Origin of the sequence: Streptomyces sp. NRRL F-6676, assembly GCF_000725625.1 — a bacterium.
GTDB lineage: Bacteria > Actinomycetota > Actinomycetes > Streptomycetales > Streptomycetaceae > Streptomyces.
This window is the reverse complement of record NZ_JOHS01000014.1, coordinates 37,906-59,039: the sequence shown is the minus strand read 5'-3', so window position 1 is coordinate 59,039 and position 21,134 is coordinate 37,906. Positions and strand designations below refer to the sequence as shown.

The window sequence follows — 21,134 nt, the reverse complement described above, 5'->3', positions numbered from 1 at the left end:
GGGGCTCCCCCGGGTTTCTTCTCGCCCCCGCCGCGCTTGCCCTTCCCGCCCCTTCATGCGGCTCGGCCCCGCGCCCCTGGGGGGACGCGGGGTCACCCGCGGGACGCGCACCGGGCCAGGTGGTCGTTGACCAGGCCGCACGCCTGCATCAGCGCGTACGCCGTCGTGGGGCCCACGAACCGCAGCCCCCGCTTCTTCAACGCCTTCGACAGCGCCGTCGACTCCGGTGTCACCGCCGGCACGTCGGCGAGCGTCTCCGGCACCGCCCGTCCCTCCCCCCGCGGCGCGTACGACCAGATCAGCCCGTCCAGCTCCCCCGGCGCCCATTCCGCCAGCACCCGCGCGTTCGCGAGCGTCGCATCGATCTTCAGCCGGTTCCGGATGATCCCCGCATCCCCCAGCAGCCGCTCCGCGTCCGCCTCCGTGAACTCCGCCACCGCCGCGATCTTGAAGTCGGCGAACGCCGCCCGGAACCCCTCGCGGCGGCGCAGGATCGTGATCCAGGACAGCCCCGACTGGAACGCCTCCAGGCTGAGCCGCTCGTACAGCGCGTCGTCGCCGTGGACGGGCCGGCCCCATTCCTCGTCGTGGTACTTCACGTAGTCCTCGGTGGACAGCGCCCACGGGCAGCGCAAGCGGCCGTCCGCGCCCGCCAGGGCCTCGCCGGCGGTCACCGCCGGCCCTCCTCGTCGGGCTTGTCCAGCGGCACCGGACCGGCCGTACGCGCACCGGCCAGCGCGGACTCCAGGTCGGCGATGCGGGCGTCCCGCTCGGCGAGCTCGGCGCCGAGGCGGCCGAGCGCGTCGTCGACGTCGGCCATGCGGTAGCCGCGGGCGGCGAGCGGGAAGCGCAGGCCCTCCACGTCCGCCCTGTTCACCGGCCGGTCCGGGGGCAGCGGGTCCATCAGCCGCTCCGGCGCCGCCTCGGGCAGGGCCGCGCTCTCGCCGCCGCCCACCACGGCCAGTGTCACCGCGGCGACCACGACGGCGAGCGCGACGACCAGGAACAGAAACATCAACATCGCCGGGGTCCACGCTCTCGGTTCGTGAGGTCTGGGAACTGCTGTCTCGAAGGTCCGAGAACTGCTGTCCCGAGGGTCTGGGAACTGCTCGCGTCCGATCGTGCCATGCGGGTCCGACAGTTAGGGTCGCAGGCGGTCAACAAAGCGGACGTACGGGAAGAGGTCACAGGGGATGCTCAGGCTGGGCGGGCGTGAATTCGGCGAGCACGAGCCGGTGATCATGGCGATCGTCAACCGGACCCCGGACTCCTTCTACGACCAGGGAGCGACGTTCCGCGACGAGCCGGCCCTCGCGCGCGTGGAGCAGGCGGTGTCGGAGGGCGCCGCCATCGTCGACATCGGCGGGGTCAAGGCCGGTCCCGGCGAGGAGGTCACGGCGGAGGAGGAGGCCCGGCGGACGGTCGGTTTCGTCGCGGAGGTGCGGCGGCGCTTCCCGGACGTGGTCATCAGCGTCGACACCTGGCGGGCCGAGGTCGGCGAGGCGGTCTGCGAAGCGGGGGCGGATCTGCTCAACGACGCGTGGGGCGGCGTCGATCCGGGGCTGGCGGAGGTCGCGGCGCGGTACGGGGTGGGGCTGGTGTGCACGCACGCGGGGGGTGCCGAGCCCCGCACGCGGCCGCACCGGGTGACGTACGACGACGTCATGGCGGACATCCTGCGGGTGACGCTCGGGCTGGCCGAGCGGGCGGTGTCGCTGGGCGTGCCGAGGGAGTCGGTGCTGATCGACCCGGGGCACGACTTCGGGAAGAACACGCGGCACAGTCTGGAGGCGACGCGGCGGCTGGGGGAGATGGTGGAGACGGGGTGGCCGGTGCTGGTGTCGTTGTCCAACAAGGACTTCGTGGGGGAGACGTTGGACCGGCCGGTGAAGGAGCGGGTGGTGGGGACGTTGGCGACGACGGCGGTGTCGGCGTGGCTGGGGGCGCGGGTGTACCGGGTGCATGAGGTGGCGGAGACGCGGCAGGTGCTGGACATGGTGTCCGCGATCGCCGGGTGGGCGGAACCGGCGGTTGCGCGGCGGGGGCTTGCCTGACGGCTCCGCCGGGGGCCGGTTCCCGGGGGCGGATTTTTTCGCCCCCGCCGCCCCTGCCCTTCCCGTCCCCGGGGGGCTGCGCCCCCCCGGACCCCCGTAAAGGATTGCGCAGTTCCCCGCGCCCCTCTTCAGGGCGCTGCTACCTTCCCGCCTCCTTCGACACCAGTGCCACCGCCTCCTCCACGTCGTCCGTGACGTGGAAGAGGGTCAGGTCTGTCTGGGAGGCCTTGCCCTGGGCGATGAGGGTGTTCTGGAGCCAGTCGACGAGGCCGCCCCAGTACGCGCTGCCGAAGAGGACGATCGGGAAGCGGGTGACCTTCCGGGTCTGGACGAGGGTGAGCGCCTCGAAGAGTTCGTCGAGGGTGCCGAGGCCGCCGGGGAGGACCACGAAGCCCTGGGCGTACTTGACGAACATCATCTTCCGCACGAAGAAGTAGCGGAAGTTGAGGCCGACGTCGACGTACGGGTTCAGACCCTGTTCGAAGGGCAGCTCGATGCCGAGGCCGACCGAGACGCCCTTCGCCTCGCAGGCGCCCTTGTTGGCCGCCTCCATCGCCCCGGGCCCGCCCCCGGTGATCACCGCGAAGCCGGCCTCCACCAGGCCCCGTCCGAGCCGTACGCCCGCCTCGTACTCCGGTGAGTCCACCGGGGTCCGGGCCGAGCCGAACACGCTGATCGCGGGCGGCAGTTCGGCCAGGGTGCCGAAGCCCTCGATGAACTCCGACTGGATCCGCAGGACCCGCCAGGGGTCGGTGTGGACCCAGTCGGTCGGCGCGCGCTCGTCCAGCAGCCGCTGGTCCGTGGTGCTCTCCTGCACCTGGCCCCGCCTGCGGAGCACCGGTCCCTCACGCGTCTCGTCCGGTGGCACCTTCTTGCCCTCGGGGTTGCCGGTAGGCATACGCGCTCCCTCCGCTCGACCGGTCGTACCACTTCAGCCTAGATCCACACGGGTTACCGGCGGGGGACCCACGCATGTCCGGTCATGCCGTCAGCCACGCGCGCAGGCGCTCCTCGGCGGCGAGGATCTTCGCCGTGTCGACGCGTTCGTCGCGCCTGTGGGCCAAGTGCGGGTTGCCGGGGCCGTAGTTGACCGCGGGGATGCCGAGCGCGCTGAAGCGGGAGACGTCCGTCCAGCCGTACTTGGGCTGCGGGGTGCCGCCGACGGCCTCGATGAAGGCGGCCGCGGCGGGGTGCGAGAGGCCGGGCAGTGCGCCGGGGCTGTGGTCGTCGACGGTGAACTCCTCGACCCCGCAGTCCGCGAAGACCTCCCGCACGTGCGCGAGCGCCTCCTCCTCGCTGCGGTCGGGCGCGTAGCGGAAGTTGACGGTGACCACGCACGCGTCCGGGATGACGTTGCCGGCGACGCCGCCGGAGATCCCGACGGCGTTGAGGCCCTCGCGGTACTCCAGGCCGTCGATCACCGGGTAGCGCGGCTCGTAGGCGGCGAGCCGGGCCAGGATCGGGGCGGCGGCGTGGATGGCGTTGGAGCCCATCCAGCCGCGCGCGGAGTGGGCGCGCTCGCCGGAGGTCTTGAGCAGCACCCGCAGGGTGCCCTGGCAGCCGCCCTCGACCTGGCCGTCGGAGGGCTCCAGCAGTACGGCGAAGTCGCCGCGCAGCCAGTCGGGGCGCGCCTCGGCCACGTGCCGGAGGCCGTTGAGGTGGGCGGCGACCTCCTCGTTGTCGTAGAAGACGAAGGTCAGATCGCGATTGGGGTCCGGGACGGTCGCGGCGATGCGCAGCTGGACCGCCACGCCCGACTTCATGTCGCAGGTGCCGCAGCCCCACAGCACGCCGTCTTCGTCCAGCCGCGAGGGGACGTTGTCGGCGATGGGGACGGTGTCGATGTGGCCCGCGAGGACGACACGCTCGGAGCGGCCCAGTTCCGTCCGGGCCACGACGTTGTTGCCGTGACGGTCGACGGTGAGGTGCGGCAGGGCGCGCAGCGCGGCCTCGACCGCGTCGGCGAGCGGCTTCTCGGTGCCGCTCTCGGAGCGGAAGTCGACGAGTCGCGCGGTGAGCCGCGCGGCGTCCAGCGTGAGGTCGAGCGGGGTGTCGTGCATGGCCCGACCCTAACGCGGGCGACGGCGCGGGCCGTTGCCGCGACCGGCGGAACGGACCGTTCCGGAAGTTGTCCACAGGCTCCCTCGTGACTGCGTACTGTCGCGTACCTTGTACGCCGTGTCAGAACCGTCCCTCTCCCCATCCCCCTCCCCGGCCCTCTCCTCAGCCCGTTCCCCGGCCCGCCCGGCCGCTCCCGGCCACCGTCCCTCCCCCGGCTTCCTCCGGCGTGGCCGGCTCCTGCGCTGGGGGGCGGCGCTCGCCGTGCTGACCGCTCTCGCGGGCTATCTGACCGTGCAGTACCTGGCCGGGGGCGGGGGCGCGCCCCGCTGCCGGGTGGTGGCGGGGCACGGCAGCGGGAAGTCGTACGAGTTCACGCCGGAGCAGACGGAGAACGCGGCGACGATCTCCGCCGTGGGCACCGCCCGGGGCCTGCCGGAGCGGGCGGTCACCATCGCGCTGGCGACCGCGTTGCAGGAGTCGGGGCTGCACAACCTCGGGCACGGGGACCGGGATTCGCTCGGCCTGTTCCAGCAACGCCCCTCACAGGGGTGGGGGACGAAGAGACAGATCATGGACCCGGCGTACGCGGCGGGCGCGTTCTACGACCACCTGGTCGAGGTGCCGGGGTACGCGGAGCTGCCGCTGACGGTGGCCGCCCAGCGGGTGCAGCGCAGCGGCTTCCCCCGCGCGTACGCCAGGCACGAACCGGACGCCAGAGTGCTCGCCACCGCGCTGACCGGCCACTCGGCGGCCGCGCTCACCTGCGAGGGGCGCCCGGCGCCGACCCCGTACGGCGGCCCGGACGCGGTCCGCGCGGCGCTCGTACGGGACTTCGGGCGGGACGTGCTCCGGCCGGCGGCGGCACAGGTGCGGGCCTCCGTCACGGCTACCCCGGCCGCCGCCGGCCGGGGTGCCCGGCACGCGCCCGCCTCCGTGACCGTGCCGGTGCCGCGCGGGGCACCGTCCGGCGGTACGCGGCGGGAGGGCTGGGAGCTGGCGCACTGGGCGGTGGCCAACTCCTCGTCCCTGCACATCGCCAAGGTGTCCTACGCGGGCCGGGAGTGGTCGCGCGGCGGTTCCGCCGACGAGTGGCGGACGGTCGGAAGACCCCGGCAGGGCGCCGGGGTCGGGGAGGACGCGAAGAACGGGGGTGGGGCAGCGGGCGGTTCGGTGGCGGGGGTCGTCCGGATCGCCACCGGGGACTGAGAACGGAGCGGTCGGCCGGGGACCGACTGGGAGCCCGACCACCCGGAGACCGACGGCAGTTCGACCACCCGGAGACCGACGGCAGTCCGGCCGCCCGGGAACCGACGGCAGTTCGGCCACCCGGGGACCGACGGCGGCCCGGACGCCCGGGAGCCGGCCGCCACCGGGCCGTGCGCCCGTCTCGGGCAGTCGTACGGGTCTTCAGCCCTGGGAGCGACACGGCGGGGTCACGCCGGCGGGTGACGACGGGTTGCCGGAGGGCCCTGGGCGCGCCCGCCGCGCACCGCTGAAATCCCTTGCGGGGAAAGGGATACGGGGAATCCGCACCCCTTTCCCGATGACTCTTTTGCCCGCATTTCCGCCCGCCCGATAATGCGATGCATTGCCAACTCTTTACCGTGTTCCGCCGCAACCTTCAGGGCCCTGAAGCGGTAGTCACTGCGTCCGACCCGGGGCGATCAACTGCCGAATCGCACCGGCTCCCCACCGTTTTTTTCCGTCCGAAGGAGCAACATGTCCCTCCCCCTGACCCGTCGGATCGCCCGTGCCGCGCTGATCGTCGCAGCCGGAGCGGCGCCCGTGGTCGGTGCGGCCGGTTCCGCCAGCGCGGCGACGACGGCCCTGCCCGCCACGCCCGACCTCGGTGGTGTGACCGCGCTGGACGGTGCGCACGTCGCCAACAACGTCGACGCCACCGCCCAGCACGTCACCGGCATGGCGGGTGACACGGGCGGCAAGACGGTCAAGAAGGCGGTGCCGGCCGCGGGCAAGGCCGGTGGCAAGGTCGTCAAGACGGCGGTCCCGGTGGCGCAGAAGACCGCGGGCGAGGCCGCGGGCCAGGCCGGCGGCGCGCTGGGCGACGTGGCGTCGTCCGCCACGAAGGCGGCCCCGGCCGGCGGCCTCCCGGTCGACGGCCTGCCGCTCCACTGACACCGCCTCGCACCGCACGAAGCCCCCGGGTCCCGGACCCGGGGGTTTCTCCGTGCGCGCGGCCGCCTGTCGGTTCAGCCGTCCAGCGCGACCGCGCGGCGCAGGTCGGCGGCGTAGGCCTCCGGCTGTTCCCAGGCCGCGAAGTGGCCGCCGGCGCGGTGTTCCACATAGGCGCGCACGTTCAGGAACGCCTCGGCGTAGCTGCGCGGCTCGGGCTTGGTGTCGTGCGGGAACACGGAGAGAACGGTGGGCGTGCCGATGCGTGCGGGGAGCTCGGCCGGTTCGGTGTAGGTGGCGAAGGACGTACCGATGGTGCCGGTGACCCAGTAGGCGGTGACCCAGGTGAGCAGCTCGTCGGGGGTGAAGGCCGACGCGTCGGACCAGGACTCCAGCTTCTCGACGAGCCATGCCGCGAGTCCGGCGGGCGAGTCGCCGAGGGCGACGGCGAGGGTGTTCGGCCGCGTGGACTGCTCCGCGATGTACCCGCCCTCGGTCCGGAGCCACCGCGCCGCCCGTTCCAGGTAGGCCGCCGCGTCGGGCGCGAGCCGCGCCGGGTCCGCCGTGAAGGCGTGCTGCGGGGCGACGTTCGTCAGGTGCAGAGCCGTCACCCGGTCCGGGTGTGCGGCGGCGAGGAGTTCGGCGACGGTGCCGCCCACGTCGCCGCCGGAGACGGTGTAACGCGGGTGACCGAGCTGTGCGAGCGCGTCCGCGACGACTCCGGCGATCCGGTTCGCCGACATGCCGGGCGTGGTGAGCGGGGGCGCGAAGGGGAAGCCCGGCAGCGCGGGCACCACCACGTGCAGGTCGGTGAGCAGCGGCAGGAGGCGTTCGAACCGCAGCACCGAGTCCGGCCAGCCGTGCAGCAGAACGACGACCGGGGCGCCGGGGTCGGCGGACCGCTGGTGGATCAGGCGCAGCTCCGTGTCGCCGGTCCGCACCGTCTCCCAGGGGAGCGCGTCGATGCGGCGCTCGTGCACGGTCCAGTCGTAGCCGTTCGCCCAGTGGTCGAGCAGGGCGTCGAGGCGGGAGCCGGTGAGGCCGCGCGTCGCGTCCGCGCTCCACGGGGTTCCCACGCGTCGCGTCCGCCGGAGGCGCTCTCGCAGTTCGTCGATCATGTGTACGACCATACACATCATTGTGTATCGCCGTACACATCGTGTGTATGGTCGTCCCCATGAGTTCTCGTGACGCGGCCGCCACCAAGCAGCGGATTCTGGAGCACGCCCGGCGTCAGTTCGCCCGGCACGGATACGGCGCGGTCGCGGTGAAGGGCGTCGCCGACGCGGCGGGGGTGTCGCCCAACCTGATCACGCGCTATTTCGGCGGCAAGGAGGGCCTGTTCCTGGCGGCGACGCGGGTGGAGATCCCGGTCTCGGACTCCTTCGACGGGGACCGTTCCACGCTCGGAGCGCGCCTCGCGGCGAGCATCGTACGGCGCTGGTCCGGGGCGCCCGGCGAGGATCCGCTGCTCGTGTTGCAGCGCGCGTCCGGCGAGCGCCCGGAGGCGGCGGAGGCGCTGGCCGCGTTTCTCGACGCCCAGTCGCTGGAGCCGCTGCACCGGTACTTGCACGCGAGCGGCCTGGACGAGGCCGAGGCCCGCGACCGGGCGGCGGCGATCGACGCGTTCGTGCTCGGCGTCTCGACCCGCCGCCGGGTCCTGCGCTCCGCGCTCGGCGACCCCGCCGAGCTGGAGGCCTGGCTGGGCGCCACCATCCAGCGCCTCGCCGACGGCGGGTGAGGGCACCCGCGGCCCCGCGGCCGGCGGCCGCTCCCCGTCAGCCGCGCAGGCGGGCGACCGCGGCGGTGACGCGGTTGTCCGTGGCGGTCAGGGCCACGCGGACGAACTGGGCGCCGGCGGGGCCGTAGAAGTCGCCGGGGGCGACGAGGATGCCCAGGCCGGCGAGGTGGCCGACCGTGTCCCAGCAGGACTCGTCGCGCGTCGCCCACAGGTACAGGCTCGCCTCGCTGTGCTCGATCCGGAAGCCGTGCGCGAGGAGCGCCCCGCGCAGCGCCGTGCGCCGTGCCGCGTACCGCTCCCGCTGCTCGCGCACATGCGCGTCGTCGGAGAGCGCGGCGACCACCGCGGCCTGTGTCGGTGCCGGGGTCATCATGCCGCCGTGCTTGCGGATCTCCAGCAGCGGTCCGAGCACCGCCGGGTCGCCGACGAGGAACGCCGCGCGGTAGCCGGCCAGGTTGGACCGCTTGGACAGGGAGTGGACGGCGACGATGCCGTCGTAGGAGCCGCCGCACACGTCCGGGTGCAGGACCGAGACCGGGTCGGCCTCCCAGCCCAGCTCCAGGTAGCACTCGTCGGAGACGACGAGCACACCGTGCTCCCGGGCCCAGGCCACGATCCGGGCCAGCTCCTCCTTGGCCAGCACCCGCCCCGTCGGGTTCGACGGGGAGTTGAGCCACAACAGCTTCAGACCGGCCGGGTCCAGCTCGGTGGGGTCGTCGTACGCCACGTGGTCGGCGCGGGCCAGCCGGGCGCCGACCTCGTACGTGGGGTACGCCAGGCGCGGGTAGGCGACCGTGTCGCCGGGGCCGAGGCCCAGCTGGGTCGGCAGCCAGGCCACCAGTTCCTTGGAGCCGACGACCGGCAGCACATGGCGGTCGGTCAGGTCCCGGCCGCCGAGCCGGCGCTCCGCCCAGCCGATGATCGCGTCACGCAGCGCGGGCGTACCCCAGACCGTCGGGTAGCCCGGCGAGTCGGCCGCGGCGACCAGCGCCTTCTGGATCAGGTCGGGAACCGGGTCCACCGGGGTGCCGACGGACAGGTCGACGATCCCGTCCGGGTGCGCGGCGGCCGTCGCCTTGTACGGCGCGAGCTTGTCCCAGGGGAAGGCGGGAAGGCGGTCGCGAAGCGACTCCGCGGAAGGGCGGTGGCGGGCGGCGGGAGGGGGGCCGGAGGCTGCGGACACGGGATCGGCTCTCTTTCTTCTCTGCCTGCTCGGGGCGGGGCCCCGAACGCCTCGGTCCCGCACGGCGCGGCGGGCGCCGTACGGGACCGGGGCGGCACGCCCGCGGATGGTGCGTGCGTGCCGCGACGCGTTGTGCCTGCGACGGCTACTGGTTCATCGGGGGCAGCGCCGCGACGAACGGGTGGTCGCGCTCGATCAGACCCAGCTTGCTGGCCCCGCCGGGCGAGCCGAGCTCGTCGAAGAACTCGACGTTCGCCTTGTAGTAGTCCTTCCACTCCTCCGGAGTGTCGTCCTCGTAGAAGATCGCCTCGACCGGGCAGACCGGTTCACAGGCTCCACAGTCGACGCATTCGTCCGGGTGGATGTACAAGGACCGTTTGCCCTCGTAGATGCAGTCGACCGGGCACTCCTCGATGCACGCCTTGTCCTTGACGTCGACACAAGGCTCTGCGATGACGTAGGTCACGCTGTCGTTCCTCCTCGATTGGGCGCTGGCGGGCCTCCTCAGGCTCCGCCGCCTGGCGCGCGGGAGCGCGGCGTCGTCGATGCCCGCACCTAGTATCTCCGTTCCTGGGCATGATCCGAACAGGAGGGGTGGACCGACCTGTGGAAATCTCTGCGGGCGGGCGGCTCGAGGTCCGCATCACCGCCGCTGACGTGGGCAAACGCGTCTCGGTGCGACGCAGGACCGAACATGCCGCCGAGAGTGAGAAGTTCACCGACACGGTTGGCGTTCTCACATCATGGGACGACGGTGTGCTGCTGATCACACGGCGGGACGGCGAGACCGTCCGGATCGCGGCTCAGACGCTGGTCGCGGGCAAGGTCGTACCGGCCGCCCGGGCGCGTCGCCGGGGCCCCGCCGCGTCGTACGGGGAGCTGGCGCGGGTCGCGGCGAGGGCCTGGCAGCCGGTGGAGCGGGAGCGGCTCGGCGAGTGGGAGCTGCGGGCGGCCTCCGGGTTCACCCGCCGGGCCAACTCGGCGTTGCCGCTCGGCGACCCCGGGCTGCCGCTCGACGACACGCTCGCGGCCGTACGGCGCTGGTACGCGGCGCGTGGGCTGCCCGCGTACGTGCAGGCGGCGACCGGCGGCGAGGGCACACAGGAGGCGCTGCGCGCCGAGCTGACGGAACGCGGCTGGCGGCGCGAGGTGACGGCCGAGCTGTGGACCGGCGCGCTCGCCCCGCTCGTCGACCGCGAGCCGGGGCCGACGGCGCCCGAGGACGTCCTGCTGTCCCGCACGGCCGACGGGGCATGGCTGCGGCGCTACCAGCGCAAGGGGATCGACGAGGTCGCGCTGCGGGTGCTCGGGAGCGGGCCGTCGGTGTGGTTCGCGACGGTTCCCGGTGACGGGGCCGGTGACTCCGGTGCGGGGGGCGCGACGCCCGCCGCGATCGGGCGGCTCGTCGTGGACGGGCGGTGGGCCGGGTTCGCGGCGGTCGAGGTCGACCCCGCGCTGCGCCGGCGCGGGCTCGCCACGGCGGTGATGGCCGCGCTGGCCGGGCGCGCGCTCCAGGAGGGCGCCTCGGCGGCCTGGCTCCAGGTGGAGTCGGACAACGACGGTGCCCGCGCGCTCTACCGGCGGCTCGGGTTCGCCGCGCACCACTCGTACCACCACTTCCGGGAGCCCGCCGGTGACGGCGCCCCCGGCCGGGCCGGCTGAGCGTGGCGGGCATGTGGCCGACGGTGCGGCCGGTTCCGCCGGGGCCGGAGCGGAGCGAGGAGGTACGGCGGCGGTTCGCGGAGGAGGCCCGGGCCGAGCGGCCCGACCTCGCCGCGCTCTGCCTGCTCGTGGGCGCGGCGGCGGACGGCACGCTGGACGACGCCGGGATGGACGCCGTCGGGATCCGGCTCGACGAGCTGGCCGGGCAACTGCCGTTCCGGCCCGGCGGGCCGCGCTCCTGGGCGACGGCCCTGGCCGAACTCCTCGGCGGGCGCCACGGGTTCGCCGGGGCACCGGCCGACTACCAGCGGCTGGAGTCGTCCCTGCTGCACGAGGTGCTGCGACGCCGGCGCGGGCTGCCGATCCTGCTGTCGGTGCTCTGGATGGAGGTCGCCCGGCGGGCCGGCGCGCCGGTGTACGGCGTGGCGCTGCCGGGGCACTTCGTGGTCGGGTTCGGGTCGGGCGCCGAGCAGGTGCTGGTGGATCCGTTCGCCGGGGGGCACGTGCTGACCGGCGACGACGCGGAGCTGCTGGTCGCCGGGGCGACGGGGGCGGTGCTCGATCCGGCGATGCTGACGCCGGCGGATCCGCTGGACATCGTGCTCCGCGTCCTGAACAACGTCCGCGCGTGGGCGGCGGCGCGGCCGGAGCGGTCCGATGTCGCCCTGTGGGCGCTGCGGCTGTCGCTGTGCCTGCCGTCGCATCCGGCCCGCCTGCGCTACGAGTACGCGCGCACGCTCGTACTCAGGGGGGAGTTCCTCGCGGGGGCGGCGGAGTTGGAGGCGTACGCGGAGGTGGTGCGGGTGATGGACGGGCCCGCGGCCCGGGCCGTCCGCGCGGAGGCGCGGGCGGCTAGGGCCCGCTTGAACTGAGGCGCGCCCCCGTCGGCGCCCGAAGGGCGCGGGGGCGCGGGGCGCAGGGGCGCAGGGGCGCGAATGAGCTCGGGGGGTGCGGTGCGTTGGCGGGTGCGGGCGAAGTGTGGTTGCTCGCGCAGTTCCCCGCGCCCCTTGAAAGCAGGGGGCGCCCCCCGGCTTTTAGGGGCGCGGGGAACTGCGCGACAAGCCACGACGCACCCGCACCCGCCAACCCCCCGAGCTACTAGGCGCCCCCGGCCTACAGCCAGCCCTTCTCACGGGCTATCCGGACCGCCTCCGTCCGGTTGCGGGCGGTCAATTTCTGGATGGCCGTGGAGAGATAGTTCCGTACCGTCCCCTGGGACAGGTGCAGCGCCGTCGCCAGTTCCGCGTTCGTCGCCCCGTCGGCCGCCGCCCGCAGCACCTCCCGCTCCCGGTCGGTCAGCGGGTTCGCGCCCTCCGCGAGGGCCGCCGCCGCGAGCGTGGGGTCGATCACCCGCTCCCCCGCCAGCACCTTGCGCACCGCCTCCGCGAGCTGCGCCGCCGGCGCGTCCTTGACCAGGAACGCGTCCGCGCCCGACTCCATCGCGCTGCGCAGATACCCGGGCCGTCCGAACGTCGTGAGGACGACCAGCTTGACCCCCGGCAGCTCCCGGTGCACCCGTGCCGCCGCCTCGATCCCGGTGGCCCCCGGCATCTCGATGTCCAGCAGCGCCACGTCCACGGCGTGCTCCCGCACCGCCGCCAGCACCTCGTCACCGCGCGCCACCTGGGCGACGACCTCGATGTCCTCCTCCAGCCCCAGCAGCGCGGCCAGCGCCTCGCGGACCATGGACTGGTCCTCCGCCAGCAGGACCTTGATCGTGCGGCTCATGCCCCGGATCCTACGGTGTCCCCGGCCCCGCCGGTTCCCCCGGCCGCGTCCGCCAGGACCCCCGCCGGCACCCGGGCCACCAGCCGGAAACCGCGCCCGGCCGCCTTGCCCGCCTGCCCCGGACCGGCCTGCCCCGACCGGCCCACCCGGCCCGCCTCCAGCGAACCGCCCGCCTTCTGGAGCCGTTCGGTCAGCCCCGTCAGCCCGTTGCCGTGCCCGCCGCCGGAGGACGCCGCACCGGCCGCGCCGGCGACACCGCCCGGTCCGTCGTCCTCGACGGACAGCTCCAGCACCGGCCCGTCCAGCGTCTGCCGCCGCACCAGGGAGACCACGCACCGCCGGGCCCCGCTGTGCCGTACGACGTTGGTGACCGCCTCGCGCAGCGCCCAGGCCAGCGCCGACTCGCTCTCCTCCGGGACACCGTCGAGACCGGGCTCGGCGGGCAGGTCCGCGGTGACGCCCGCCGCCGCCAGCGCGACCTGCGCGCCCGCGAGCTCCGCCGCCAGCCGGGGCCGCCGGTAGCCGCTGACCGCCTCGCGCACATCGACCAGCGCCTGCCGGCTGACGCTCTCGATGTCGGCGACCTGCTGGGCCGCCTTGTCGGGGTGGGCCGGCAGCATCCGGCCCGCCAGCTCGCTCTTGAGGGTGATCAGGGACAGCGAGTGCCCGAGCAGGTCGTGCAGGTCGCGGGCGAGCCGCAGCCGCTCCTCGTTCGCGGCGAGCTGGGCGACCGTGGCGCGGGCCCGGCGCAGCTCGATCGTGGTCCGCACCAGCTGGCTGACGCTGGTCATCGCGAACCCGATCAGCAGCGTCAGCAGGACCATCTCGCTGAGCTGGCCCCGGTCCACGTATGCCACGACGAGCGCCATCAGCGCGGCCGTCCCCGGGATCGCCCAGTACGCCGTGCGCAGCGGAAGCGCCATCCCGCAGGCGACGGAGACATAGACGAACAGCCCGACCCAGTCCGGACCGAGCGCGAGCGGCAGCAGGGCCGCCAGCGCGCCGAGGGCGACGATGATGCCGCCGACCAGCCACCGGGGGAACGGTCTGCCTCCCATGTTCCGGGAGACCAGCGCCAGGTAGAGGCCGACGAACACGGCGAGCCCGAGCCACCCGCCCACCGTCCCGGCGGTGCTGTGGCCGCCGGAGAAGAGGTCCGCGAACGGGGAGTTGAGGAAGACCAGCCAGATACCGATCCAGAGGGCCTTGCGCAGCAGCTCGCGCCGGTTGCGGGGCGACTGCCCCATGCGCACCAGGCGGTCCGGCTCTGCCTCGTCGTCGTACGGCGGGTTGTCCGTCATCGTGCTCACGCCTTCAGCGTGTCCTTCCGGTACAGCCAGGCCGCACCGCCGGTGAACAGGGCGAAGAAGACGGCGAGGACGACGATGTCCTTGGCGTGCGGGGCCTGGCTCTGCTCGATCGCCTGTCCCAGGGCAGCGTACGCGTGGGTGGGCACCCACTTGGCGATGTCCTGCAACCACTGGGGGAACGTGGTCGTCGGCATCCACAGGCCGCCGAGTATGGACAGGCCGAAGTAGACGATCATCGTGATCGGGCGGACCGCGTCCCCGCTCGCGAGGTAGCCGATGGCGACGCCGAGCGCCGCGAAGACGAGGCTGCCGGCCCAGATCGCGCTGGTGAGCGCGAGCCACTGCCAGGCGTCCAGCCGCACGTTCTTCACGACGGCGGCGACGGCGAAGACGACGACGATGGACGGCAGGCTGACGACGGCCGCACCGGCGGTCTTGGCCAGGACGTAGCCACGCCCGGGCAGGGTGGTCAGCCGCAGTTGCCGCACCCAGCCGTTCTCCCGCTCCTTCGCTATGCGTTCGCTGTTGCCCATCAGGACGGCGGTGAGCGCGCCGAAGGACGCCATCGAGACCATCATGTACGTCGGCAGGGTCAGTCCCGTGCCGTCGACCTTGGTGGTGTCGTCGGCGCTGCCCGCGATGAGCAGGAACAGCACGGACGGGTAGACGACGGAGAAGAACAGGAACTTGCGGTTGCGCAGGGCGCGGGTCAGTTCCAGTTTGATGAGACTGTTCACGACTGCTTGGCCTCCTCGGCGGTGGTGAGGGCGACGAAGGCCTGCTCGAGTCCGAGGCCGGCGACTTCGAGGTTGCGGGGGTAGAGGCCGAGTCCGTACACGGCGTGCACGGTGGCGTCGGCGTCGGTGGACTGCATGCGGACGGTCCCTCCCGAGCCCGCGGCGGAGCCGCCGTGGGACACCGTGAGCGTGGTGAGGAACGGCAGCGCGCGCAGCGCCGGTTCGTCGATCTCGCCGTCCAGGTCGAAGGAGATCCGGCGGGCGCCCGCCCTGGCCTTGATCTCGGCGGCGGTGCCGTCCGCGAGGAGCCGGCCGCGGTGCAGGACGAGGACGCGGTCCGCTATCGCGTCGGCCTCCTCCAGGTAGTGGGTGGCGAACAGGACCGTGCGGCCCTGGTCGGCCTGGTCGCGCATGGTGGCCCAGAAGGACTGGCGGGCGGTGACGTCCATGCCGGTGGTCGGCTCGTCGAGGACGATCAGGTCGCTGTCGCCGGCGGTGGCGAGCGCGAAGCGGACGCGTTGTTCCTGGCCGCCGGAGAGCTTGTTGACCTTGCGGTCGGCGATCTGGGTGACGCCGGCGCGGGCGAGCACGTCCGAGACCGGGTACGGCCTCGGGTGCAGCGCGCAGGCCAGCGTGACGAGTTCGGCGACGGTCACCTCGTCCATCAGCCCGCCGCTCTGGAGCATCGCGCCGACGCGGCCGGCGACGATCGCCTCGCGGGGACCGGTGCCGAAGACCCGGACCGTGCCGGAGTCGGGGTGCTTGAGGCCGAGGAGGAGGTCCAGGGTGGTGGACTTGCCGGCGCCGTTCGGGCCGAGGAGGGCCACGGTCTCGCCGGGGTGCAGGGTGAGGCTGAGCCCGTCGACGGCGCGTACGTCACCGTACGCCTTGCTGACGCGGTCGAACCCCACCGCGACGTCCTGCTGGGCCGACGCCCCCGTTGTCATCGTCATGCGTGCAATGCTCCCGGGCGGAACGCGCCGGCGGCAGTGCCGCGCATCCCGACTATGCGATGACAGATGTCATGTCGTGCCGGGCCTGCCGTGCCGCATGTGTGAGGGGCGGCCTCCCGACGGGCACCGAAGTGCCGCCGGGAGACCGCCCCCCTGACCGTGAACCGCCCGCCTCAGTTCGGGTTCGTGTCGATGACCGCGACCCGGTTGGTCTTGCTCAGCAGGGCCGGGCGGAGGGTGTTGATGACGTCCTCCACCGTCACCGCCTTCTTCTGCCCCGAACCGCGGGTGATCAGCACGCCGTCGAACGTGTCGCCGTACAGCTTCTTCAGCGCCGACCGGTCGTAGTAGTCGACCAGCTTGCCGTCGACGGCCTTGACCCGGAGGAACTTCCACAGGGAGTTCTCCGGGCTGAACGACACCTGGTGCAGGCCGTCGGCCGTCCTCACGGTCACGAGCCCCGACATCGCCGGCTCCGCGAACGCCTTCATCTCGCGGTCCACCTCGGCCTTGGTGACCGTCGGCTCCTTGGCCGTCGTCGGCACCTTGACCGTGGCCGCCGTGCCCGTCTCCACCTGGGTCCGGTACGCCTGCTGGACGGCCTGCGTCGACTTGGCGACGTCGATGCCCTGGCCACTCCTGCCGTACACGGGGACCGCCTTGCCCGGCTCGAACTTGATCGTGCCGTCGTTGGCGCCGGCGCTGCCCGCGGCCTGCTCCAGCGCCGCCCGCAGCTTCTCCTCGTCGACCGGCATGGCCGGCTCCACGACCCGCTTCTGCCCGAACAGCGAACCGACCACCGACACCGGGTTGTAGTCGCTGTGCGCGGCGTCGGCCACGGTGGCCTTGCTGTCGAGCTGGAGGCCCGCCTGGTCGGGCTTGAGGCTGACGGTGTCGCCGCCGACGCTCAGCTTCATCGCCTTGTTCGTACGGTCGCCGAGCGCCGCATCCAGCTTCTGGACGGCCTCGTCGCGGGTGCCGCCGCCGATGTCGACACCGAGCACGGTGGTGCCCTTGGGCACGTCGGAGTGGTTCATCAGCAGGCCCGCGCCGTACGCGACGCCGCCGGCGAAGACGAGCACGCCGATGAGCAGGGCCGTCTTGCTGCGGCCCTTCTTCTTGGCCGGCTTGGCGGCGGCCTTGGCGTTCGCGCCCTGCCCGGAGGGGGCCGGCTTCGGCTGGGGCGCGTCCGGGAGCTTCGGGGGGGTGTGCGGGCCCGAGGGCTCGCCGCCGCCCGGGCCGCCGAAGGGCCGACCGCCCTGGCCGTCGGACGGGATGACCGGGATGCCACTGGTCAGGGTGTGTCCGGAGACGTTGTCGCCGGCCCCGTAGCCCTGGCCGCCGGGGACGGGGTGCTGCGGGGTGAGCACGGCGGTGTCGTCACTGAGCCCGCCGCCGGGCAGCGCGCCCTGTGCGGCGGCCCGGTCGCCCTGACCGCCCTGCACACCCTGGCCCGCCGGGGCGCCGGGCACGCCCTGCCGGCCGGGACCGCCGGGCGCGCGCCGGACCGGCAGGCCTGCGAGCGGGGTGTCGCCCGTGACCGGTCCGGTGGTCGGCCCGGCCGGGGCGCCGCCGTCGGTGCGGGGGCCGCCGGCCTGGGAGAAGTACGGGAGCTCGTCCGGGTGCGGCAGGCCGGCGTCGGGTGCGCCGCCCACCGGGAAGGACCCGGTGTCCTCCGGGGAGCCGGTCGCGTAGGGGCCGCCGGGGGCCGCGGGGGCTCCGAAGGGCTCGCCGCCGTACGGTTCACCGGCGTACGTCCCCCCGCCGTACGGTTCACCACCGTAGGTTTCACCGCCGTACGTCTCACCGCCGCCGACGGCGTACGAGCCGGTGTCCTCCGGGGAGGAGGGGTACGCCTCGCCGTCGGGACCGTAGGCGCCCGCCGACGGGTCCACGGCGTCGGCGTCCGCGTCGCCGCGCAGGGAGGCCGCGGCGAGGGCCGCGGAGACGTCGAAGGAACCGGTGCCGCCGCCGTGGCCCGGGGCGACGGGGCCGCCGGTGGCACCGGGGAGCCCGGCGCCGTTCGTACCGCCGGAGCCCGGGCGGGAGCCGGAACCGGGTCGGCCGCCGGAACCGCCGGGCCGCGCACCGCCGTTGCCGGGGCCGGCCCCTGCCGGTCCACCGGCGGCCGGACCGGCGGGCAGCGCCCCGCCGCCCTGCTGCGCCCTGCTCCCCGACGCCCCGGAGGTCCCGGACGTCCCAGAGGCTCCTGACGTCCCGGACGTCCCCGGGCTGCCGGAGGACTTGCGCGGGGCGAACCAGTCGCTCGTCTTCTCCTTCTCCTCGGCCGGGGCCGGGGACGACTGCGGCGTCACGGCAGGGAACTCGGCCGTGCCCGCGCCACCGGAGCCTCCGGGGACGCCGGGGCTCCCCGCCCCGTCGTACGCGCCGAGCGCCCGCATCGACCCGGTGGTCTCCGGATCGGCCGAGCCGCCGAGGTCGTCGGCGGCGGGGCCGGACGCGGAAGCGGAACCGGAGCCCCCGTCCTCGGCGCCGCCCGTCGCCGCGGACGCGTCACCGGCCACCGGCGTACGCATCACGACCGGCGGAATGGGCCGCGATCCGGGGATGTTGATGCGGATGCGCGTGGTCAGCGTCGTCTCGGTCTTGCGCTCCTCCGGCCGCGCTCCGCCGCGGCCCGCGTCGGCGCCGTCCTCGGAAGCCGTGGGGGTGCCGTACGGCGGCGTCCCCGACGGGTACGCGGCACCACCGCGCCCGTTGCGCCCGTTGCGCCCGGCGGACGAACTGTCAGTTTCACGACTCAAGGCAGGTTCTCCCGGTTGGCTTCACCGCCGGCCGCGACCTCACAGTGGGAGTCCCCCTGCTCGCACGGGAGCGAGCGCCCGGGGCAGGCGCGGCGGCGCGCACCACGATACTGGCCGCTTCAGGTCCCCCGAGCGCGTCCACCGGGGAAACTCCCACGGGACCCGCACGGAGAGGAAGCGGCGAAGTGGTACGTCACTTGGCAAGTCGGGCACGGGGCCCGTCGGGTTGCCGTCCCTGGGCAAGCGTGGCGCACATCACAGCGACGACGATGCCGCCGAGCAGGAAGAGATACGAGCCGATCCCGGCGCCGAACAGGAAGTCGCCCTCGGGCCGGCTGGCGGTGAGCAGGATGACGGCGATCATCCAGCCGGCGGCCGGCGCGACGGCTCCCGCGCGGGTGTTCAGGGCGCGCGAACCGCCGAGGAAGAGCCCGGCGGCTCCGGCCAGGGCGAGCAGCAACCCGCCGGGGAACCAGCCCGGTTGCACGAGCGTACCGGCGGCGCCGACGACCGCGCCGAGGACGAACAGCCCCAGGTAGGCGGCGGCCCGCCCGGGCGACGGCATGGACAGCGGCTGCGCGAGCCCGCTGCCGGGGCCAGGGCCCGGTCCGCCCGGCGTACGTGTACTCATGCCTCGCTCACTCCTTCGAACAGGTCCCGTTCCCGCTCGGCACCGCGCTCACCGGTACCCCGCTCGCCGCGCGCCAACTCGTAGAACTCGGTGGTGAACAGTGGCTGCGCGAGGTGGTTGGAGAGGGCGAACCAGGGTTCGGCGACGTCGATCTGGGTGGCGTGGGCGCGCATCGCGGCGGCCTTCGCGACGGCGAACGCGGTGCCGTCGATGGCGGCGGTGACGCGCTCGTCCGCCACGACCCCGGGGACGTCGGCGATGCTCGCCGCCGAGTCGAACGGGAGCTCGGGAAGCGCCTGTGCGAGCCGGGCGAAGGCGTCCTCGGCGTACGGCCGGGGCACCCGGTTCCAGTAGACCTTGGCGATCTCCCAGGGTTCCCCCGCCGCCGGGAAGGCGGTGGCGTCGGCGGCGAGTTCGGCGGCGCGCATGGCGATGCGGTGGGCCTTGATGTGGTCGGGGTGGCCGTAGCCGCCGTTGTCGTCGTAGGTGACGAGGACCTGGGGGCGTACCTCGCGGATCACCTCGACGAGGTGTCCGGCGGCCTCGTCGAGGTCCGCCTGCCAGAGGCAGTCGGGGTCCTCGTTGTCGGGCAGCCCCATCATCCCGGAGTCCCGGTAGCGGCCGGGGCCGCCGAGCAGGCGTACGTCCGTCACGCCCAGGGTGCCCATCGCGGCGGCGAGCTCGCGCAGCCGGTGGGCGCCGAGCAGGTCGGGGTCGCCGGCGAGGTGGGCCAGCGCGTCCGGGATCACCTCGCCGCGTTCGCCGCGGGTGCAGGTGACCAGGGTGACGTGCGCCCCTTCGGCGGCGTACCGGGCCATGGTCGCGCCGTTGTTGATCGACTCGTCGTCCGGGTGCGCGTGCACGAGCAGAAGACGCCGGTCGGGCAGATCGGTCATGGCCCCACCCTACGAGGCGGGCGGCGTACCCCGCGCCCCTCGGGGGGCGGGGCACCGCGAGGGCACGGGGCACCGCGCGAGAAGCCCCGCCGGCCGCACGCCGGCAACGCACCCCGGGGTCCAAGGGGCGGAGCCCCTTGTCAAGGACGGGAAGAGCAGGGCGGCGGGGGCGGAACCCCTCCCCGCTCAGCCCTCCGCGGCCGCCCGCTCCCCCGCCCCCCGCCTCCGAAGCCCCGCCCGCAGCAACGCCGACGGCCGGTACCCCATCTGGATGGCCCCGACGTCCTCCCCCGGCGGCACCACCTCGTCGATCCGGTCGAGCACGTCGTCGCTCAGCTCGACGCCCACCCCCGCCAGCAGATCGTCGAACTGCTCCTCCGTGCGCGGCCCGAGGAGCGCCGCCGTCACCCCCGGATGCGCCAGCACGAAGGCGACCGCCATGTGCGTCAGCGAAACGCCCGCCTCCTCCGCGACCGGCACCAGCCGCTCCACCGCGTCGATGCGCCGGGCGTCCTCAAGGTGCGCGAACCACGGCCCGCTCCGGCTCAGCGTCGACGCCTGCCCCTTGCGTACGCGCCCGGTCAGCAGTCCCTGCGCCAGCGGGCTCCAGACGAGCGTGCCCATGCCGAGCCGCTGGGTGACGGGGAGGAGCTCACGCTCGATGCCCCGGTTGAGTATCGAGTAGTACGGCTGTTCGCTGCGGAAGCGCGCCAGCCCCTGCCGCTCGGAGATCCAGTGCGCCTCGACGAGCCCCGAGGCGGGCTGCTTGGAGGTGCCGATCGCCCGCACCTTCCCGGCCCGGACGAGATCGGTGAGCGCGGAGAGCGTCTCCTCCAGATCGGTCTCGTCGTCGGGGTAGTGGTACTGGTACAGATCGATGTAGTCGGTCTCCAGCCGCCGCAGCGAGTCCTCGACGGCGGTCATGAGATAACGGCGCGAACCGCCCCGCCGGTTCGGCCCGTCCCCCATGGGGTTGGAGAACTTGGTGGCGAGGACGACGTCGTCGCGGCGCCCCTTGAGCGCCTTCCCGACGATCCGCTCCGACTCGCCGTGGGAGTAGTTGTCGGCCGTGTCGATCAGGTTGATGCCGGCGTCGAGCGCCTTGTGGATGATGCGGACCGTTTCGTCGTGGTCGGCGTTGGCGAGGGCGCCGAAGTTCATGGTGCCGAGCGCATAGGGGCTGACCTGGATGCCTGTGCGGCCGAGGGTGCGGTAGCGCATGGGACGATCTCCCGGAGAGGAAACAGGAAGCAGGAAGAGCAGGAGGCAGCAAACGGAGA

The 21,134-nt window shown here is 73.9% G+C and carries 21 protein-coding genes; 6 read left to right on the top strand and 15 right to left on the bottom strand.

Annotated elements, in window-relative coordinates:
• Positions 1 to 92: 92 nt before the first annotated feature.
• Both IO29_RS11615 and IO29_RS11610 read right to left on the bottom strand, forming a co-directional pair.
• Entirely contained in the window at positions 93 to 674 is a 582-nt protein-coding gene (locus IO29_RS11615) for a DNA-3-methyladenine glycosylase I (protein WP_030381025.1), read from the bottom strand.
• The gene (locus tag IO29_RS11610; protein ID WP_030381026.1) at positions 671 to 1,021 is read right to left on the bottom strand and encodes a DivIVA domain-containing protein; all 351 of its coding nucleotides are present in this window, start codon (positions 1,019 to 1,021) and stop codon (positions 671 to 673) included. The genes IO29_RS11615 and IO29_RS11610 overlap by 4 nt, the downstream gene beginning before the upstream one ends.
• 172 nt (positions 1,022 to 1,193) lie before the next feature.
• Between IO29_RS11610 and folP the strand changes: the two genes are divergently transcribed.
• Positions 1,194 to 2,054, top strand: coding sequence for a dihydropteroate synthase (gene folP / locus IO29_RS11605; protein WP_030381027.1), 861 nt, complete (start codon positions 1,194 to 1,196; stop codon positions 2,052 to 2,054).
• A 139-nt stretch (positions 2,055 to 2,193) separates the two neighbouring features.
• Here the strand turns inward: folP and IO29_RS11600 are convergent, their stop codons facing one another.
• Together IO29_RS11600 and dapE are read right to left on the bottom strand one after the other, a co-directional pair.
• Positions 2,194 to 2,952, bottom strand: coding sequence for an LOG family protein (locus IO29_RS11600; protein ID WP_030381028.1), 759 nt, complete (start codon positions 2,950 to 2,952; stop codon positions 2,194 to 2,196).
• An 82-nt stretch (positions 2,953 to 3,034) separates the two neighbouring features.
• The gene (dapE, locus tag IO29_RS11595) at positions 3,035 to 4,114 is read right to left on the bottom strand and encodes a succinyl-diaminopimelate desuccinylase (RefSeq protein ID WP_030381029.1); all 1,080 of its coding nucleotides are present in this window, start codon (positions 4,112 to 4,114) and stop codon (positions 3,035 to 3,037) included.
• A gap of 238 nt (positions 4,115 to 4,352) precedes the next feature.
• On the opposite strand from dapE, the gene IO29_RS11590 reads away from it, so the two are divergent.
• Complete coding sequence (locus tag IO29_RS11590) at positions 4,353 to 5,321, top strand: hypothetical protein (protein ID WP_051707821.1); 969 nt, start codon at positions 4,353 to 4,355, stop codon at positions 5,319 to 5,321.
• A gap of 513 nt (positions 5,322 to 5,834) precedes the next feature.
• Positions 5,835 to 6,251, top strand: a complete 417-nt coding sequence (locus tag IO29_RS11585; RefSeq protein ID WP_030381031.1) for a hypothetical protein — start codon at positions 5,835 to 5,837, stop codon at positions 6,249 to 6,251.
• A 74-nt stretch (positions 6,252 to 6,325) separates the two neighbouring features.
• Here IO29_RS11585 and IO29_RS40000 read toward each other — a convergent pair whose 3' ends face one another.
• Positions 6,326 to 7,378 carry an epoxide hydrolase family protein gene (locus tag IO29_RS40000; protein ID WP_267883467.1) on the bottom strand — a complete coding sequence of 351 codons (1,053 nt, stop codon included), beginning with the start codon at positions 7,376 to 7,378 and terminating at the stop codon, positions 6,326 to 6,328.
• Positions 7,379 to 7,425: 47 nt separating this feature from the next.
• Here IO29_RS40000 and IO29_RS11575 point away from each other — a divergent pair, with 47 nt between their 5' ends.
• On the top strand, positions 7,426 to 7,989 hold the full coding sequence (locus IO29_RS11575; protein ID WP_030381033.1) for a helix-turn-helix domain-containing protein: 564 nt from the start codon (positions 7,426 to 7,428) through the stop codon (positions 7,987 to 7,989).
• Between the two features lie 37 nt (positions 7,990 to 8,026).
• Here IO29_RS11575 and IO29_RS11570 read toward each other — a convergent pair whose 3' ends face one another.
• Together IO29_RS11570 and fdxA are read right to left on the bottom strand one after the other, a co-directional pair.
• Positions 8,027 to 9,172 (bottom strand): bifunctional succinyldiaminopimelate transaminase/glutamate-prephenate aminotransferase, encoded by a 1,146-nt coding sequence (locus IO29_RS11570; RefSeq protein ID WP_051707815.1) that lies wholly within the window; start codon positions 9,170 to 9,172, stop codon positions 8,027 to 8,029.
• Positions 9,173 to 9,317: 145 nt separating this feature from the next.
• Positions 9,318 to 9,638 (bottom strand): ferredoxin, encoded by a 321-nt coding sequence (gene fdxA / locus IO29_RS11565; protein WP_030381035.1) that lies wholly within the window; start codon positions 9,636 to 9,638, stop codon positions 9,318 to 9,320.
• A 140-nt stretch (positions 9,639 to 9,778) separates the two neighbouring features.
• Between fdxA and IO29_RS11560 the strand changes: the two genes are divergently transcribed.
• Positions 9,779 to 10,834: a GNAT family N-acetyltransferase gene (locus IO29_RS11560; protein WP_030381036.1), complete on the top strand. Its 1,056-nt coding sequence runs from the start codon at positions 9,779 to 9,781 to the stop codon at positions 10,832 to 10,834.
• An 11-nt stretch (positions 10,835 to 10,845) separates the two neighbouring features.
• The gene (locus tag IO29_RS11555; protein WP_030381037.1) at positions 10,846 to 11,706 is read left to right on the top strand and encodes a transglutaminase-like and tetratricopeptide repeat-containing protein; all 861 of its coding nucleotides are present in this window, start codon (positions 10,846 to 10,848) and stop codon (positions 11,704 to 11,706) included.
• Between the two features lie 241 nt (positions 11,707 to 11,947).
• Here the strand turns inward: IO29_RS11555 and IO29_RS11550 are convergent, their stop codons facing one another.
• The 8 genes from IO29_RS11550 to IO29_RS11515 form a co-directional block, all read right to left on the bottom strand.
• Entirely contained in the window at positions 11,948 to 12,562 is a 615-nt protein-coding gene (locus IO29_RS11550) for a response regulator transcription factor (RefSeq protein ID WP_030381038.1), read from the bottom strand.
• Positions 12,559 to 13,863 carry a sensor histidine kinase gene (locus IO29_RS11545; RefSeq protein WP_051707823.1) on the bottom strand — a complete coding sequence of 435 codons (1,305 nt, stop codon included), beginning with the start codon at positions 13,861 to 13,863 and terminating at the stop codon, positions 12,559 to 12,561. The genes IO29_RS11550 and IO29_RS11545 overlap by 4 nt, the downstream gene beginning before the upstream one ends.
• A 5-nt stretch (positions 13,864 to 13,868) precedes the next feature.
• Complete coding sequence (locus IO29_RS11540; RefSeq protein ID WP_030381040.1) at positions 13,869 to 14,609, bottom strand: ABC transporter permease; 741 nt, start codon at positions 14,607 to 14,609, stop codon at positions 13,869 to 13,871.
• Positions 14,606 to 15,556, bottom strand: a complete 951-nt coding sequence (locus IO29_RS11535; RefSeq protein ID WP_030381041.1) for an ABC transporter ATP-binding protein — start codon at positions 15,554 to 15,556, stop codon at positions 14,606 to 14,608. Before IO29_RS11535 ends, IO29_RS11540 begins: the two co-directional genes overlap by 4 nt.
• A 179-nt stretch (positions 15,557 to 15,735) precedes the next feature.
• The gene (locus IO29_RS11530; protein ID WP_030381042.1) at positions 15,736 to 18,327 is read right to left on the bottom strand and encodes a membrane protein; all 2,592 of its coding nucleotides are present in this window, start codon (positions 18,325 to 18,327) and stop codon (positions 15,736 to 15,738) included.
• A 193-nt stretch (positions 18,328 to 18,520) separates the two neighbouring features.
• Complete coding sequence (locus tag IO29_RS11525; RefSeq protein WP_030381043.1) at positions 18,521 to 18,958, bottom strand: DUF6113 family protein; 438 nt, start codon at positions 18,956 to 18,958, stop codon at positions 18,521 to 18,523.
• Positions 18,955 to 19,854 carry an N-acetyl-1-D-myo-inositol-2-amino-2-deoxy-alpha-D-glucopyranoside deacetylase gene (mshB, locus tag IO29_RS11520; protein ID WP_030381044.1) on the bottom strand — a complete coding sequence of 300 codons (900 nt, stop codon included), beginning with the start codon at positions 19,852 to 19,854 and terminating at the stop codon, positions 18,955 to 18,957. Before mshB ends, IO29_RS11525 begins: the two co-directional genes overlap by 4 nt.
• A 186-nt stretch (positions 19,855 to 20,040) precedes the next feature.
• Positions 20,041 to 21,075 carry an aldo/keto reductase gene (locus tag IO29_RS11515; protein WP_030381045.1) on the bottom strand — a complete coding sequence of 345 codons (1,035 nt, stop codon included), beginning with the start codon at positions 21,073 to 21,075 and terminating at the stop codon, positions 20,041 to 20,043.
• Between the last annotated feature and the right edge of the window lie 59 nt (positions 21,076 to 21,134).